General features: G+C 63.1%; 11 protein-coding genes. 1 reads left to right on the top strand and 10 read right to left on the bottom strand.

Going from position 1 to position 13,308, the window contains the following annotated elements; genetic code table 11:
* Positions 1 to 3 precede the first annotated feature (3 nt).
* The 10 genes from exbB to RCO31_RS05070 all read right to left on the bottom strand — a co-directional run bounded on the left by exbB (position 4) and on the right by RCO31_RS05070 (position 11,067).
* Entirely contained in the window at positions 4 to 783 is a 780-nt protein-coding gene (gene exbB / locus RCO31_RS05115; RefSeq protein WP_374991424.1) for a tonB-system energizer ExbB, read from the bottom strand.
* A 184-nt stretch (positions 784 to 967) separates the two neighbouring features.
* The gene (pobA, locus tag RCO31_RS05110; protein ID WP_308967398.1) at positions 968 to 2,137 is read right to left on the bottom strand and encodes a 4-hydroxybenzoate 3-monooxygenase; all 1,170 of its coding nucleotides are present in this window, start codon (positions 2,135 to 2,137) and stop codon (positions 968 to 970) included.
* 141 nt (positions 2,138 to 2,278) lie between these two features.
* The gene (locus RCO31_RS05105; protein ID WP_308967159.1) at positions 2,279 to 3,562 is read right to left on the bottom strand and encodes a glycerate kinase; all 1,284 of its coding nucleotides are present in this window, start codon (positions 3,560 to 3,562) and stop codon (positions 2,279 to 2,281) included.
* Positions 3,563 to 3,676: 114 nt separating this feature from the next.
* Positions 3,677 to 4,909: an ABC transporter substrate-binding protein gene (locus tag RCO31_RS05100; protein WP_308967158.1), complete on the bottom strand. Its 1,233-nt coding sequence runs from the start codon at positions 4,907 to 4,909 to the stop codon at positions 3,677 to 3,679.
* Between the two features lie 394 nt (positions 4,910 to 5,303).
* Positions 5,304 to 6,536, bottom strand: coding sequence for an ABC transporter substrate-binding protein (locus RCO31_RS05095; protein ID WP_308967157.1), 1,233 nt, complete (start codon positions 6,534 to 6,536; stop codon positions 5,304 to 5,306).
* A gap of 193 nt (positions 6,537 to 6,729) precedes the next feature.
* The gene (locus tag RCO31_RS05090) at positions 6,730 to 7,752 is read right to left on the bottom strand and encodes a branched-chain amino acid ABC transporter permease (protein WP_308967156.1); all 1,023 of its coding nucleotides are present in this window, start codon (positions 7,750 to 7,752) and stop codon (positions 6,730 to 6,732) included.
* Position 7,753: 1 nt separating this feature from the next.
* Positions 7,754 to 8,629: a branched-chain amino acid ABC transporter permease gene (locus RCO31_RS05085; protein WP_308967155.1), complete on the bottom strand. Its 876-nt coding sequence runs from the start codon at positions 8,627 to 8,629 to the stop codon at positions 7,754 to 7,756.
* A 12-nt stretch (positions 8,630 to 8,641) separates the two neighbouring features.
* Positions 8,642 to 9,355, bottom strand: coding sequence for an ABC transporter ATP-binding protein (locus RCO31_RS05080; protein ID WP_308967154.1), 714 nt, complete (start codon positions 9,353 to 9,355; stop codon positions 8,642 to 8,644).
* Positions 9,352 to 10,143: an ABC transporter ATP-binding protein gene (locus RCO31_RS05075; protein WP_308967153.1), complete on the bottom strand. Its 792-nt coding sequence runs from the start codon at positions 10,141 to 10,143 to the stop codon at positions 9,352 to 9,354. The genes RCO31_RS05080 and RCO31_RS05075 overlap by 4 nt, the downstream gene beginning before the upstream one ends.
* 57 nt (positions 10,144 to 10,200) lie before the next feature.
* Positions 10,201 to 11,067, bottom strand: coding sequence for an IclR family transcriptional regulator (locus RCO31_RS05070; RefSeq protein ID WP_308967152.1), 867 nt, complete (start codon positions 11,065 to 11,067; stop codon positions 10,201 to 10,203).
* 121 nt (positions 11,068 to 11,188) lie between these two features.
* Between RCO31_RS05070 and RCO31_RS05065 the strand changes: the two genes are divergently transcribed.
* A complete protein-coding gene (locus tag RCO31_RS05065) occupies positions 11,189 to 13,273 on the top strand; it encodes a 3-hydroxyacyl-CoA dehydrogenase NAD-binding domain-containing protein (protein ID WP_308967151.1) in 2,085 nt (694 codons plus the stop codon).
* Positions 13,274 to 13,308 lie beyond the last annotated feature (35 nt).

The following is a 13,308-nucleotide window of genomic DNA, read 5'->3' as shown; positions in this document are numbered from 1 at the left end:
GGCTTACTCCGCCGCGCGGGAGAGCCGCATCGTGCGTCGGTCCTGGTCGCGGCTGATCATCAGCATGACCTGCGCCGCGGCATCACCGAGCAGTGCGCGATAGCCGGAGGTCGAGCGTGCGAGGTGGTTGTAGATCACCACCGCGGGAATTGCAGCGACGAGGCCGAGCGCAGTCGCGAGCAGCGCCTCTGCAATGCCAGGTGCAACCACCGCAAGGCTGGTGGTCTTGGATTCGGAGATGCCGATGAAGGAATTCATGATGCCCCATACCGTGCCGAACAGGCCGACGAACGGTGCCGTCGAGCCGATGGTGGCGAGGATGCCCGTGCCGCGGGCGATCCGCCGCGTCATCGCATGCTGTACGCGCTCGATCCGCAACTCGGTGCGCTCGCGAAAGCCGTCGCTAAAGTCGTCGCCGGAGAGGCTCGCCTCGCGTTCGGCCGAGCAGATGATCTGCGCCACCGCGTCCTTGTCGCTGCCGCAGGCGCGTGCCGCCGCCATCAGGCCGGGCCCGTTCTCCAGCATCCGGATACGCTTCTTCGCCTTCGCGGTCACGCGCGCGAGCTCGATGGTCTTTGCCAGCCAGACCGTCCACGTCACCAGCGAGGCGAAGGCCAGCCCGATCATCACCGCTTTCACGACAATGTCGGCGTTCATGAACATGCCCCAGGGGGAGAGGTCCTGTGGCAGCAGCGCGTTGGGAACGTTGGCCATTGCGGTCTCTGAAGCTGTCGCGGCAATGAGGGTGGACAACGTTATAATGTTACATTTGCTCTGCCGCATGCAAGCCGCTTCCTTGATAAATGGCTGGCCGGAAACGGCACCCGGAAAGGGGTGCCGTCGCATCAGTACACCCATTTCCGGCAACTGGTTTTTGAAGATATCTAAGTTTCGGGAACGCGCGCCGGGTCGGCCGGAAAACGTTTAGAATGTGTCTAAACTAGCTGAATGCGCGAGCGCGACGGCCTCAATATGGCAGGCCGACGTAGTTCTCGGCGAGCGCGGTCACAGCCGCGCGCGAACTGATGAGATAGTCGAGCTCCGCATCCTGGATCCTCTGCGAGAATGCATCCGTGCCGGGGAATCGGTGCAGCACGGAGGTCATCCACCAGGAAAAGCGCTCGGCTCTCCAAATCCGCGACAGCGCGCGCTGCGAATAGCTCTCGAGCGCGGCTGCGGACTTGTCGGCATAGAACTCACGCAAAGCCTCATTGAGGTAATGCACGTCGCTGGCCGCGAGATTGAGGCCCTTCGCGCCGGTCGGCGGCACGATATGCGCGGCGTCGCCGGCGAGGAACAGCCGGCCAAACCGCATCGGCTCGGCGACGAACGAGCGCAATGGCGCGATGCTCTTCTCGATTGATGGTCCGGTGACGAGTCGCGCGGCTGCTTCGTCCTCGAGCCTTCGTTTCAGCTCCTCCCAGAATCTCTCGTCTGGCCAGTTCTCGACATGATCGTCGAGCGTGCACTGCAGGTAGTAGCGGCTGCGTGTCGGCGATCGCATCGAGCACAGCGCGAAGCCGCGCGGATGGTTGGTGTAGATCAGCTCATCCGAAACCGGCGGCGTGTCGGCGAGGATACCCAGCCAGCCGAACGGATATTCGCGTTCGAAGATGCTGATCGCTGTGGCCGGCACGCTGGCGCGGCTGACGCCATGAAAGCCGTCGCAGCCGGCGATGAAGTCGCAGTCGATCTCCTGGCCGACGCCGTGCCGCTTGAATCGGACTTTTGGCCTGTCGGTCTGGAGGTCGTGCAGGCTGACGTCCTCCGCCTCGAAGATCGACGCGAGGCCGAGCGCGTCGCGCGCGTCCACCAGGTCGCGGGTCACCTCCGTCTGGCCGTAGACCGTGACAGTCTTGCCGGTGGCAGCCTTCAGATCGATCCTGTGCCGCACGCCGCCGAAGGCGATCTCGAGTCCGTCATGAATCAGGCTTTCACGATGCAGGCGCGCGGCAACCCCCACCGAATCGAGGAGGTCAACGGTGCCCTGCTCAAGCACGCCGGCGCGGATGCGCGCCAGCACATAGGCGCGGTCCTTGCGCTCGACGATGATCGAATCGATGCCGCTTGCATGCAGCAGCTGCCCGAGCAACAGGCCCGCCGGGCCGGCGCCGATAATGGCGACTTGCGTGCGCAGAACGTGTCCTCCGCTTGATGCGCCGTTCTCCGCGGCGTTGGCCTACTGCTAAACCAAATCGCGGCGACGGAGAAGGCGGCACAACGAGCCTGAACAACTCCAATGCCGTCCTGCCCGCGAAAGCGGGATCCGGACGACGCGCTACTTCGGATCCACCAATAGCACCCGGATGTCGTTGACATTGGTGAGCGTCGGTCCCGTGGTCACAAGGTCGTCCGTCCGCTCGAAGAATGTCGTGGCATCGTTCTCCGCAAGATACGCGTCCGGATCGAGGTCAGCGCTCTGCATCTTCTGCAGCGTTGTCGCATCGAAGAATGCGCCGGCCGGATCGCCGGGCGACCCGCCGCCGCCATCGGCGCCGTCGGTATCGGCAGCAAGCGCCGCGATCCCATCCAGATCACGCAATGCCGAGGTGAGCGCCAGCACGTATTCCTGGTTGGGACCGCCGCGGCCTCGGCCGCGCACCGTCACGGTCAACTCGCCTCCGGACAGAATCGCGAGCTTTCGGCCGGCGTCGTGCGCCTTGCGCGCCAATTGTGCATGGGCGGCCGCGACCTCGCGTGCCTCACCCTCGAGCTCGCCTAGATCCATGACCTCGAAACCCGAAGCAGTCGCGGCTGCGATGGCGGCATCGAGGGAGTCGCGCGGGCGCGCGATCATCGTGAACCGCGCATTCGCGAACACGGGATCATCGGCCTTGCAGCTTTCGTTTGCCGGATCCATGAGCGCGCGCTGGATGGCGGCGTCGGGAACGATCGCAAAACGCTCCAGCACGGCGCGGGCGTCCAGCAGCGTGGTCGGATCGGCCACAGTCGGGCCGGAGGCGATCACGGCCGGATCGTCGTCCGGGACGTCGGAGATCGCGAGTGTCACCACCGGCGCGGGCTGCGCTGCTCGCGCCAGCCGGCCGCCCTTGATGCGCGACAGGTGCTTGCGGACCGTGTTGATCGCGCCGATCGAGGCGCCCGACCGCAGCAGCGCGCGGTTCAGCTCCTGCTTCTGCGCCAGCGTGACGCCGTTGGCCGGGGCGATCCAATTGGCCGAGCCGCCTCCGGAGAGCAGCACGAGCACGAGGTCGTCTGCCGCAGCGGTTCCCGCCAGTTGCAGCGTGCGTTCGGCGGCCTGTTGGCTCGCCTGATCGGGCACCGGATGTCCCGCCTCGATCACTTCGATCCGCCGCGTCGGGCGGCCATGGCCGTGTCGGGTCGTCGCCAGGCCGAGGAGACGCTCCGGCGACAGCCCGAGTGTGTCGAGGTAGTGGTGCTCCGCCGCCGCCGCCATCGCCGCCGCGCCCTTGCCGGCGGCGAGGCAGAGAATGCGGCCCTCCGGAGGTTGCGGCAGATGCTGTGCCAGCACGCGGTCGGGGTGCGCGCGCGCCACGGCGGCGTCGAAGATCGTGCGAAGGAGGGGGCGGCGGTCGATCATCTTTAAGGTCACATCAACGTTTGTCCGATCGACCATAGAGCGGAATGAAGACACCCCCGCAAGGGGCCTTGCGGGGGTGTCGATTTCACGGCTCGAAACCGAGCCTGTGCTCGATCAGTTGGTCATTTGCGCGCCGAGGATCGGGCCGAACCGCTCCCACGTCTCGCCTTTCAGGCGCACGAGCTGCACCTGGCTGATGGGCGCGAAGTTGGTCGGGCTGGTGTTCAGGCGGATGCCTGGCAGCAGGCCGTCGAGCTCGACGTTCTTCAGGTTGGCGGCCTCCTTCATGATGTTCGCGCGCGTCAGGTTGTCGCCCACCTGATGCAGCACCCGCTCCATGGTTTGCGACACGTTGTAGCCGTACATCACGAAGGCATCGATGCGGTTTCCTTCCGGATAGTATTTGGTGAGGAACTCGTCGAATTTCTTGATGCCCGGGTCATTCTTCCACTCCGGATCGGTCACGTCCTTGGCGTAGATCGCAGAGATGATCCCTTGCGCGTTGTCGAAGCCGGCTGGCTTGATCACGCTCCCGATCGAGGCGGACACGTTGTTCAGAATGTGCAGCGGCCGCCAGTCGATCTCGGCCATCTTCTTGATCGCCTGTGCCGCGAACTTCGGTGTGGCGATGTTGAAGAAGACATCGGCGCCCGAGGACCTGAGCTTGACGATGTGCGAATCGACTGTCGGCTCGGACACCTCGTAGCTGCTTTCGGCGACGATCATGCTGGCGGCCTTGGCGCCGAGGCCGTCCTTCAGGCCCTTCAGGTAGTCCTTGCCGTAATCGTCGTTCTGATAGAGCACCGCGATCTTGGCAGTCGGCTTCTCCTTCATGACGTACTGCGCATAGATCTGTCCCTCGGTCTGGTAGTTGGGCTGCCAGCCCATGGTCCAGGGAAAGTTCTGAGAATCGTTCCACTTGGTCGCACCGGTGGCGACGAACAGCTGCGGCACCTTCTTCTGATTCATGTAGCGGTGGATGGCGGTGTTGCCGGGCGTTCCAAGCGGCTGGAAGACGAACAGCACCTCGTCGCTTTCGACGAGCTTGCGCACCTGCTCCACCGTCTTCGGTGGGCTGTAGCCGTCGTCATAGCTGATGAACGTGATCTTGCGGCCATTGATGCCGCCTTCCGCGTTGATCTTCCTGAAGTAGGCGTCGATCGTCTTGCCGATCACGCCGTAGGACGATGCCGGTCCGCTGTAGGGATTGACGTTGCCGATTCTGATCTCGGTGTCGCTCGCACCGGTGTCGTATTGTTTTTGGGCTAGGGCGGTGCCTCCCGTCGCGGTGACGGCAAGGGCAGTCGCCGCCAACGCTGCAAGATGGAAGCGAAGGTTGAGTGTCATCACGTTGCTCCTCTGTTGGTTCAGGCGATTGGCTTCTCCAGTTTCTTGTTGTTCGAGCGCGACAAGGAAAAAGCAGGCTGCCGCGCGCTCAACGGCAACGGACCATTGCAAGGACGAGGCGCCACACACACGGCGCCGAAAGGTCTTGGAAAACGAGAGGTCTTGTAAAATCGCCTCTGCGATATCGTGCGCCGGCAAGATGAATGCAGTCTCGGCGGGCTGGTCAGGCAGCCGGCCGGTGCCGTCGGTCGCCCGGCAAGCTTAGCGCAATCGGCGGACCCAAGGTATAGCCGTGCGCTTGCAAACAGGACCGTGATGCCACCTGGAAACGAAAGCACCCCCGCAGGCGGCCTGCGGGGGTGTCCACTTCAACAGCTCGAAAGTCGAGTGGCGGTCAGTTGGTCGCGTCGGCGCTCAGGACGTCGCCGAAGCGCTCCCAGGTATCGCCCTTGAACCGCATCAACTGCACCGACGAGATCGGGGCGAAGTCGGTCGGGCCGGTGTTGATCTTGATGCCCGGCAGCAGCAGGTCCAGCTCCAGGTCCTTCAGGCTCGCCGCTTCCTTCATCACGTTGGCGCGGGTCAGGTTGTCTCCGGCCTGCTTGAGCACCTGTACCATCGTCTGGCTGACGCTGTAACCGAAGATGACATTCAGGTCGATGCGATTTCCCTCGGGAAAGTACTTCGCCAGAAATTCGTCGAAGCGCTTCATGCCTGCATCGTTCTTCCACTGCTGATCGGTCGCGTCCTTCAGGTAGGCTGCGGAGATGATGCCTTGCGCATTCTCGAAGCCTGCGGGCTTGATCACGCTGCCGATCGAGGCCGAGACGTTGTTCAGGAACTGCATCGGCTTCCAGTCGATCTCGGCCGCCTTCTTGATCGCCTGCGCCGCGAATTTCGGCGTGGCGATGTTGAAGAACACGTCGGCGCCCGACGACTTCAGCTTGACGATATGGGAGTCGATGGTCGGTTCGGAGACTTCGTAGCTGCTTTCGGCGACGATCATGCTGGCGGCCTTGGCGCCGAGACCGTCCTTGAAACCCTTCAGATAGTCCTTGCCGTAGTCGTCGTTCTGATAGAGCACCGCGATCTTGGCGTTCGGCTTCTCCTTCAGGACGTACTTGGCGTAGATCTGACCTTCGGTCTGGTAGTTGGGCTGCCAGCCCATCGTCCACGGGAAACTCTTCGGGTCGTTCCACTTGGTCGCGCCGGTGGCGACGAACAGCTGCGGCACCTTCTTCTGGTTCAGGTACTTCTGGATCGCGGTGTTGCTCGGCGTTCCGAGCGGGTCGAACACGAGCAGGACCTCGTCGCTTTCCACCAGCTTGCGCACCTGCTCGACCGCCTTCGGCGGACTGTAGCCATCGTCATAGGAAATGAAACTGATCTTGCGACCGTTGATGCCGCCCTCGGCGTTGATCTTCTTGAAGTACGCATCGATCGTCTTGCCGATCACGCCGTAGGCCGACGCGGGCCCACTGTAGGGCATGATGTTGCCGATCTTGATCTCGGTGTCGGTCGCCCCGGTGTCGTACTTCTTCTGCGCAAAGGCTGCGCCGCTCATCATCGTTACGGCGAGCGTCGCTGCCGACAGGGCCGCAAGACGCGAACGAACCTTGATACTCATTCAGTTCCTCTCCTTAAGCTGCTTCGGATTGGCGTTACTTGGATAGTGCGCTGGATTTGACGTTCGTACCAGCATTTGCCGCGAGTCCTCAGTACGAACGTCAAATCCATAAAGCGCACTAGCTTAATAAAATTGCTAGTGTCCCTGTTGGTTCTAACGTTCGCAGACGAGGTTGCCGCAAGTGATGCGAACGTTAGAACCGGGACACTAGCTTCTTGATTTGAGCATACAGATAGTAAGCGAGTTGCCGCGCGCCATTCGGCAACAGGAAGATTACAGCAAAGATAAATACGCCGAACACGGCATAGGACAGCCCTTTCGAAATGCCCTCGGCAATGTTCGGCACGAACACGATAAACGCCGCACCGGCGAGCGATCCTGGCAGCCAGCCTACGCCGCCGATCACCATGCCGAGAAACAGGGCGATGGCGAAGTTGAAGGTGTAGGCGTCCGGCGCCACGTAGGCGACGGTGATGGCACCGAGCGCGCCTGCAATCCCGGTGAAGCCGGCGCTGATCCCGAACGCCAGCGTCTTGTAGAGGGCAAGATCGACGCCCATCGACGAGGCGGCGATTTCGTTGTCCCGGATCGCCATCAGCGCCCGGCCGGAGCGGGAATTCAGGAGATTGACCGACAGCAGGTAGATGATCAGCGCGATGGTGAGCGACAGATAATAGACGTACCGGTCCTGGCTGATGTCCAGGCCGAACGGCGGTTCGGGCTTGGTGACGAGCAGGCCCTGAACGCCGCCGGTCCAATGCTCGAACGTCCCGAGCTTGAACAGCGGCGGTGCCGCGACCGCCAGCGCGAAGGTGGCAAGCGCCAGATAGACGCCCTTCAGGCGCAGTGCCGGGAAGCCGAACAGGAAGCCGATGACGAAGCAGATCACCCCGGCGATCGGGATTGCCAGCAGATACGGGACGTTGGCGTGCTCCATCATGATGCCGGTGGCGTAGGCGCCGACAGCAAAGAACGCGCTGTGCCCGAGCGAGACCTGGCCGCTCGCCCCGGTGAGGATGTTCAGCGACAGGATCGCGATCGCGTAGATGACGATCATGGTGAGCTGGAACACCACGAAATTCTTCAGGAACAGCGGAACGACGATCAGCAGTCCCAGCGTGGCGAGGCTGGCGACGAGCGGCACCGTCAGAATCGACTTTCCGGCGGCAGGGCGCGTTCCGGCGATGTCGGCAGAGGTATCCTGTGCGGTGCTCATGTCAAACTCGCTGAACCTGGACGCGGCCGAACAGGCCGTTGGGTTTGAAGACGAGGACGGCAATGATCATCGCCAGCGCGATCGGCAGCTTCAGCTCGTTGCCGACGCCGGGGATATAGGTGCCGGCCAGGTTCTCCAGCACGCCGACGATGAAGCCGCCGGCCACTGCGCCCGCCGGGCTGCTCAAGCCGCCGAGAACGGCGCCGACAAAGCCGTACAGCAGCACGCCGCCCATCATGTTCGGCTCGAGGAAGATCACGGGCGCGATCATGATGCCGGCGATGGCGCCGATCGCCGCCGCAAGGCCCCAGCCGAGCGCGATCATCCAGCCGACATTGACGCCGACGAGCTTGGCCGATTCGGGCATCGTCGCCGCTGCCCGCATCGCAAGGCCGACGCGGGTGAAGCTGAAGAAGACATAGAGAAATCCGAGCAGCAATATCGTGACCGCGATCATTCCGGCCTGATGCGACGAGATCACCCCGCCGAGCAGCGGCGTCGAGCCGAATGGCGTCGGGAACGGCTTAATGGTGAAGTCCCAGATCAGTCCGGCAACGCTGTTGATGATCGCGAACAAGGCGATGAAGCCCGCGATCTGCACGAGGACCGAGGCGTGCCCGAGCGGGCGGAACAGCGCGCGCTCGATGGCAATGCCGGCGGCGAACGACAGGACGACCGAAAGCACGAACGCGCCCCAGTAGGGAATGCCCCACTGCATGAACTGCCACGCGGCGAACGTGGAGAACATCGCCATTTCGCCTTGCGCGAAGTTCAGGTGATCGATCGCCTCGTAGATCATGACCACGGCGAGCGCCATGCAGGCGTAGATCGCGCCCGTGGCTATGCCTGACAGGACCTGGTTGGTGAAAAGCTCCATGGTCTTTGGCCCTCAGTAGCCGAGATAGGATTTGCGGATGTCTTCGTTGCTGGCGATCTCCGCCGCCGGACCGGACTGCACGATCTCGCCGGTCTCGATGACGTAGGCCTGGTCCGCAAGCTCGAGTGCGAGCTGGGCGTTCTGTTCGACGACGAGGATCGTCACCTTGTCGTCGCGGTTGATCTGCTCCAGCACCTTGAACACGTCCCGCACCACGAGCGGGGCAAGGCCGAAGGACGGTTCGTCGAGCAGCAAGACGCGCGGCCGCAGCATCAGTGCGCGCGCCACCGCCAGCATCTGTTGCTCGCCGCCGGAAAGCAGGCCCGCCTGTTGGGTGCGCCGCTGCTTCAGAACCGGGAACAGGGCGTACATCCGCTCGATGTCGGAGGCGATGCCGGCCTTGTCGCCGCGGGTGATGGCGCCGAGCTGCAGGTTCTCTTCCACATTCATGCGCGTGAAGGTGCCGCGGCCCTGCGGAACCTGGGCGATGCCGAGCTTGACGATGTGCTCGGTCGACATGTGGGTGATCGGCTTGCCGTCGAACTCGATGGTGCCGGTGGTCCGGACCATGTTGCAGATCGCCCGCAGGGTTGTCGTCTTTCCTGCGCCGTTGGCGCCGAGCAGCGTCGTGACGCTGCCTTCCTCGAGCGAGAAGTTGAGGCCGTGCAGGGCCTGAACCTGCCCGTAATAGGCGCGAAGGTCGCGGACATTGAGCGATGCGGTCATTGGTCCTTGCTCCCGAGATAGGCTTTGATGACGTCGGGATTGGACTGCACCTGTGCCGGGGTGCCTTCGGCCAGCTTGCTGCCGAAGTTCAGCGCAACCACATGGTCGGCGATCGACATCACGAGGCCCATGTGGTGCTCGACCAGGAGCACGGTGATCTTGCGATCGTCGCGGATCCGCCGGATCAGGTCGCCGAGTACATGAACCTCTTCGTGGTTGAGCCCGCCGGCCGGTTCGTCCAGCAGCAGGATCTTCGGCTCCGCCGCGAGCGCCCGGGCGAGTTCGACGCGCTTCTGCGTGCCGAATGGCAGGCCCGAGACGAGTTGATCCTGCACAGCCTGCAGGTCGAGATAGGCGATGATCTCGTCCACGCGCTCGTTCAGCGTATGCTCCTGCCTGCGCGTCCATGGCAGATGCAGTGCATCGCTGACGATGTCGCTTTTGGTGTGCGAATGGGCGCCGACGCGGATGTTGTCGGCGACAGACAGGTTCGGAAACAGCGCCACGTTCTGGAAGGTGCGGCCGATTCCGACATCGCAGATCTTGTGGGCAGGCCGGCTGAGGATGCTCGCGCCGTCAACCAGGATGTCGCCCTTGCTCGGTTGGTAAAGCCGGCTGAGGCAATTGAAAAGCGTCGTCTTGCCGGCGCCGTTCGGTCCGATCAGACCGAGAATGTTGCCCTGGCGCAGATCGAATGAAACATTATTCAAGGCGACGATGCCACCGAAGACGACGCTGACGTCGCGAACGGCGAGCAGGGGCTGGCCCTGCACGGAAGCAGCCCTCATGCGCGGTGAATTCCGTCAAGCTGCGAGACACCCCGCCTGATTTTCCGCGCTCGTGTGCTAGCGGAGTCCCTCTGTTTCACGTGTCGCTCTCCCTCGCATGCTCAGCCTTTTGTTTTCATTGTTCTTGGAAGGCGTGATTGCACCGTTTAGTACGGCTTCTATGTCCCTTACCATCGCCACGAGGCGCGGTCCAACCTCATTGATCAACTTCTCTTCGTTGAAGCGGAACGATGGAGCGCCGCAATTGAAGGCATAAGGGCCGGTTCCGTCGTTCATGCGAAGGGCAACGCCGACGCCGTGCACATCATCGAGCCATTCGCCGGCGGAAATCGTGAAGCCGTACCTGGCCATTGTTTCGCCGGCGCGCTGAATGCCTGCATAAATAGTAGGCCACTTCTCCGCGGCGCGGCTCTTGATCCTGTCCAGCAGTTCCGCGCGCTCGTTTTCCGGCAGTGTATAGAGATAGGCGCGCCCCATGGCGGTCGTCGAAATGGGAATGCGCGAGCCGGTGTCGAGGCCTGCGCTCCACGACGAGGCGCCACGGCATTGCGCGAAGTACATCATGCTGAGACGGTCGCGCGCACCGACGGCGACGTCGCCGCCGGTCGCCTCGGCGAGCTTGCGCATGTGACCTTCGGCAATGCCGCGAATGCCGAGGTTAGCAAGTGCAGCATAGCCGATCGCCATGGCGGGCGGTGCAAGCTGATATTTGTCGAACCGGGAGACCTGGGCGAGGTAACCCATTTTCGTGAGTGTATAAGTCAGCCGCGACACGGTAGGCTTCGGAAGCTTGGTGCGGGCTGCAATCTCCTGATTGCCCAGGAGGCCATCACGAGGATGGAATGCGCGAAGCACGTCGAGACCTCTGGAGAGTGCGACGACGAATTTGCGATCCGTCGCGGCCTTCTTCTTTACGCGCTTCATCCCGCTACCGAACTTGTGGTCGTTACTTGAGATCGTTGACAATCGACGCTCGTCAACTTACCCCACGATGTCAAGATGTGAAATTCAATTTCGCGATGCGAAACAGTCCGGGAGAGGCGCCGTGAGTGCAACCGTAAAAGCCGAAAATCGTGACGGGGTTCTCGTTCTCACCATCGACAATCCGCCGGTGAACGCCTTGAGCCACTCGGTCCGGGTGGGCCTCAATGAGGAGCTCGCGAAGGCTGCGGGTGACGCAGGCGTGAAGGCGGTGGTTCTTGCCTGTGCGGGTCGCAGTTTCATCTCTGGCGCCGACATCCGCGAGTTCGGCAAGCCGCCGCAGCCGCCGGGCCTGCACGAAATTCTTGACCAGCTCGAGAACTTCCCCCGTCCGATCGTCGCCGCGATCCATGGCAACGCGCTCGGCGGCGGACTTGAGACCGCGCTGTGCTGCCATTTCCGCATCGCCACCAAGGACACCAAGCTCGGCCTTCCCGAGGTGAAGCTCGGTCTGCTGCCCGGCGCGGGCGGCACCCAGCGTCTGCCGCGCGTGGTCGGTCCGGCCAAGGCCGTACAGATGATCGTGTCCGGCGATCCGATCAACGGCGACGAAGGCTTGAAGGTCGGATTGGTCGATGAACTGTTCGAGGGCGACCCGGCGAAGGCCGGAGAAGCGTTCGCCCGCAAGGTGATCGCCGAGAAGCGGGCGCTGAAGCGTGTGCGCGACGATGATTCGAAGCTTGCCGCGGCGAAGGCCGATCGGTCCATCTTCACCGACGCGGCAGCCGCCGCCAACAAGCGCAATCGCGGCCTGATCGCGCCGCTCGCCTGCGCGGAATGCGTGGGCCAGACGCTTGAGGGCACGTTCGATGAGGGGCTCGCATTCGAGCGCAAGAAGTTCCTCGAGCTGATGAACGGCGAGCAGTCGAAGGCGCAGCGCTACGCCTTCTTCGCCGAGCGCGAGGCCGCGAAGGTCGCGGGCGTCTCCGCCGAGACCAAGCCGCGCAAGATCGAGCGCGTCGCCGTCGTCGGCGCGGGCACCATGGGCGGCGGTATCTCCATGTCGTTCGCCAACGCCGGCATCCCGGTCACCATCATCGAGATGGGCGAGGAGCAGCTCAATCGCGGGCTCGGCGTGATGAAGAAGAATTACGATGCCACCGCCGCGCGCGGCGGGCTGAAGCCGGAAGACGTCACCCGGCGGATGGGCATGATCACAGGCAAGGTCGGCCTTGAACACGCCAAGGATGCCGACCTCATCATCGAGGCGGTGTTCGAGACCATGGCGATCAAGAAAGAGGTTTTCGCCAAGCTCGACGCGATCGCCAAGCCCGGCGCGGTGCTCGCGTCGAACACGTCCTATCTCAATATCGACGAGATCGCCTCCAGCACCAAGCGGCCGCAGGACGTGCTTGGCATGCACTTCTTCAGCCCGGCCAATGTCATGAAGCTGTGCGAGATCGTGCGTGGCGCCAAGACCGCGCCGGACGTGCTGGCGACAGCTGTTGCGATCGCAAAGCGCATCGCCAAGGTTCCGGCCGTGGTCGGCAACTGCGACGGCTTCGTCGGCAACCGCATGCTGGCGGCGCGCGGCAAGCAGTCCGACAAGCTGTTGTATGAAGGCGCGCTGCCGCAGCAGATCGATGCGGTGGTCACCAGGTTCGGCATCCCGATGGGACCGTTCACCATGAGCGACATGGCCGGTCTCGACATCGGCTGGCGTTCGCGCAAGGACCGCGGCGTCAAGGCGGAAATTCCGGATGCGCTTTGCGAAGCCGGTCGCTTCGGCCTGAAGACCGGCAAGGGCTATTACAAGTATGAAGGCGGTCGCGCGCCGATCCCCGATCCGGAGGTGGAGGATTTGATCGCCAAGACGCTGGCGAAGATGGGCAAGAAGCCGCGCGCGGTCAGCGACGAGGAGATCCTCGAGCGCATGGTCTACCCGATGGTGAACGAGGGCGCGCGAATCCTCGAAGAGAAGATCGCGGCGCGCCCGAGCGACATCGACGTGGTCTGGCTCTACGGCTACGGCTGGCCGATCTATCGCGGCGGCCCGATGTTCTACGCCGACAGCGTCGGCCTGAAGAAGGTGGCCGAACGGCTTTCTTACTATGCAAAGGAAACCGGCGATCCGTCGCTGGAGCCCGCGCCGCTTCTGAAGAAGCTCGCCGATGAGGGCAAGACCTTCGCGTCGCTTGCCGCGGCGTGAGCCTGCTCGTCGCTATCCAAAGCTTTAAGGAGAAC

Source organism: Bradyrhizobium sp. LHD-71, from assembly GCF_031157255.1.
Classification (GTDB): Bacteria; Pseudomonadota; Alphaproteobacteria; order Rhizobiales; family Xanthobacteraceae; genus P52-10.
This window is presented reverse-complemented; position numbering and strand designations above follow the sequence as displayed.

Bases quoted from the DNA above. Each gene is read 5' to 3' on its own strand.
- RCO31_RS05070 (WP_308967152.1), bottom strand. From the start codon at position 11,067: ATGAAGCGCGTAAAGAAGAAGGCCGCGACGGATCGCAAATTCGTCGTC.
- exbB (WP_374991424.1), bottom strand. From the start codon at position 783: ATGCGGCAGAGCAAATGTAACATTATAACGTTGTCCACCCTCATTGCC.
- RCO31_RS05105 (WP_308967159.1), bottom strand. From the start codon at position 3,562: ATGATCGACCGCCGCCCCCTCCTTCGCACGATCTTCGACGCCGCCGTG.
- RCO31_RS05095 (WP_308967157.1), bottom strand. From the start codon at position 6,536: ATGAGTATCAAGGTTCGTTCGCGTCTTGCGGCCCTGTCGGCAGCGACG.
- RCO31_RS05085 (WP_308967155.1), bottom strand. From the start codon at position 8,629: ATGGAGCTTTTCACCAACCAGGTCCTGTCAGGCATAGCCACGGGCGCG.
- RCO31_RS05080 (WP_308967154.1), bottom strand. From the start codon at position 9,355: ATGACCGCATCGCTCAATGTCCGCGACCTTCGCGCCTATTACGGGCAG.
- RCO31_RS05075 (WP_308967153.1), bottom strand. From the start codon at position 10,143: ATGAGGGCTGCTTCCGTGCAGGGCCAGCCCCTGCTCGCCGTTCGCGAC.
- RCO31_RS05100 (WP_308967158.1), bottom strand. From the start codon at position 4,909: ATGACACTCAACCTTCGCTTCCATCTTGCAGCGTTGGCGGCGACTGCC.
- RCO31_RS05090 (WP_308967156.1), bottom strand. From the start codon at position 7,752: ATGAGCACCGCACAGGATACCTCTGCCGACATCGCCGGAACGCGCCCT.